Origin of the sequence: Pseudomonas sp. AFG_SD02_1510_Pfu_092 (assembly GCF_003331055.1) — a bacterium.
GTDB lineage: Bacteria > Pseudomonadota > Gammaproteobacteria > Pseudomonadales > Pseudomonadaceae > Aquipseudomonas.
The window spans coordinates 1-2,381 of the sequence record NZ_PUQD01000121.1; the positions used below are offsets into that span (position 1 = coordinate 1).

At 66.4% G+C, this 2,381-nt stretch carries 1 protein-coding gene; it reads right to left on the reverse strand.

All coding sequences use genetic code 11. From position 1 onward, the window contains the following. On the reverse strand, window positions 1-2,381 hold a 2,381-nt coding region (locus C6A77_RS25080), incomplete at both ends, for a T6SS effector BTH_I2691 family protein (RefSeq protein ID WP_114172026.1).

Below are 2,381 nucleotides of genomic sequence, written 5' to 3' on the forward strand. Positions count from 1 at the left end.
CCGGACCAGCGCATTCACGTATTGCGCCGCATCCATGACACCCGCGAGCGCGCTGATTGCACCGCCGTACCTGGCCAGTCTGCTCCCCAGTGATCCCGTAGTCACCGTCCCCGGCCACGGTATCTCCGGGCGTATTAGCGCAACAACCATCCCCGCCGCTTCAACACTGACCCCCAACAACCCAAGCGAAGATGACCATATCGCCGCCAGCGCCTCCGGGTTGTTCGGATGCGTTTCCTGCAACGCCCGATAGTTCCTGCCCAGGCTGTCCTGCTGGAACCACATGCCGCCCAAGGCAAACAGCAGCCCGACGCTTCCACTGCTGGCGGCTGCACCGCGCAGGCTGCGCATGGCATCGCTGGCCACGCTTTGCGCGGCCAGTGAACTGATTTTCAAGCCATCCGTTACCTGAGCACCTAACGCACCCGCACCAATCGCAACACTGCGTACCAGCGCGCCGACACCACCCGCTGCACCCTCGCGCAGCTGCCCCAGCCGCGCCTGCAGGCTCTCGGCGCTTTCGAACGTCCACAGCACCACCTCGATCAGCTGGTTGCGGTTGCCCGGCGCAGCCAGGTTGATCGCCCCGCTGAGCACCATCGCCCGCACCTTGCGCCCCAAAGGGTCGCGGAACTGCTTGTCGATCTGCTGCACGAACGCGTCGGTCCGCTGCTGCACGGCTTCGTTGAGCAGGCCCAGGTATTCGCCGACTGTCAGCGACACCCGCAGCGGGGTCACCTGCTGCCCGGCGAACAGGGCGAGGGCCGAGCGATGCACGTGGCCGATCAGCGTCCTGGCCCGTTCGCTGATGTGCTGGCCCAGCACGTTGCCGGCGTTGCTGGTGGCGACCAGCAGCTGGCCGATGGCGTCCTGCAGCGGCTTGATCATCAGCAGCTGGCCGTCGGCCGTGCCGGCGATGCCTTTGATGATGTCGTAGACCTTGCCGAAGTCATCCCCGGACAGCGCGCCGATCACCTGCTGCATCAGCTGCTGGTGCTTGGCCAGCAGCGCCTGGTACAGCAGGCTTTGCTCGTCTTCCAGCAGCTGCTGCCAGACATGCTGGGTCATCCCGAGCGGCTGGCCGTCCTCGGGCAGGGCTTCGCTAGGGCCACCGGCCAGGCAGGCGGCCATCATCTGGATGAAGTACTCGACCGAAACAGGGTCGTTGGCGTCATAGTCGAAGTAACCGATCAGCTGGAACGCCCGCTCGGCATAGTGCCCGGCGTACAAGTTGCCAACCTGGTCGATCATCGACTGCCAGTTTTTCACTTCGCGGTCGTAATCGGCCTGGAAGGCGGCGCGGGCGTTTTCGTCGTAGCGCTGTTCCAGCCGCTCGCGGGCTTCCTGCTGTTTGCGGGCACTGTTGCGTTCGGCCTGGGCTTCGATGTCCACCGCCGGCAGGTGCGCCTTGGCGGCGATCGGGCTGTGGTTCCAGCGCTCGACCCGCTCGGCTTCACGCTGCGCGTCGGCGGCGCCCTGTGCGGCGGCGGTGGCCGCGTGCAGCGCCTGGATGCCGAGCAAGGCCTGCGAGGTGAAGTATTCGAAGTGCCGTTGCGGTTGTGCTCGCCATTCCTGCAGGGCCTGCACCCAGCCGGCGCGTTGCGCGTTCAGTTCCATGACCAGGCCGACCGGGTCGGGCAGGGTCAGTGCCAGCACGCCGTTGGGCAGTTGTTCCCGGGCGATGACGTTGCGCAGGTAGTTACGGGTTTCATACCCACGGCCCAGGCGGCTGTAGAAGCCATGCACACTGGCAAACCTGTCGGGGGAAAACGTGGAAAACTCCAGCACCTGGTCCAGGCCGAAGCGGAAGCTGTCGGTCATGGCGATGCCGAGGCTGGCCGGGTCGTTGCGCGCGGTGGCGAGGTCGACTTCGACGAAGCGGGCGAGGGTGGCGGGGTGGCCGTCGGCGATGCCCTGGCGGTAGCGCTCGAGCACTGCACGCGGCCACGGGTCGTTGGCGAAGGCGACCCAGGCGGTGCGGTGGCGCGCAGTGTCGATGTTGATGAACGAGGCGATGACGTCGTGGCCCTCGGTGGCGCACCACTTGGGCAATGGCCTGGGTGGCGCCAGTGGCATCTCGGACAGCGGAAAGCGTTGCAGGGTGCCGGCTGCCGCCACCGCGTAGGCCTGCCAGCTTTCCTTGTCGAGCAGCACGTACACATAACCCTGGCGCAGCAGGCGCAACTGGTCGGTGTGCATCGGGTGGAAGATGATTTCGCTGTCATCGGCCAGGCGGTAGGGGCGGCCGGTGTCGGGGCGCGGGGCGTAGGCTTCGCGCAACAGCAGGATCGGCAGGCCGGAACGCCCGCAGGCGTTGCAGCTGCCGTAGGTGTTGGGGATTTCTTCCTGCATGGCGAGGCGGATGGCTTTGCTGATGCTCA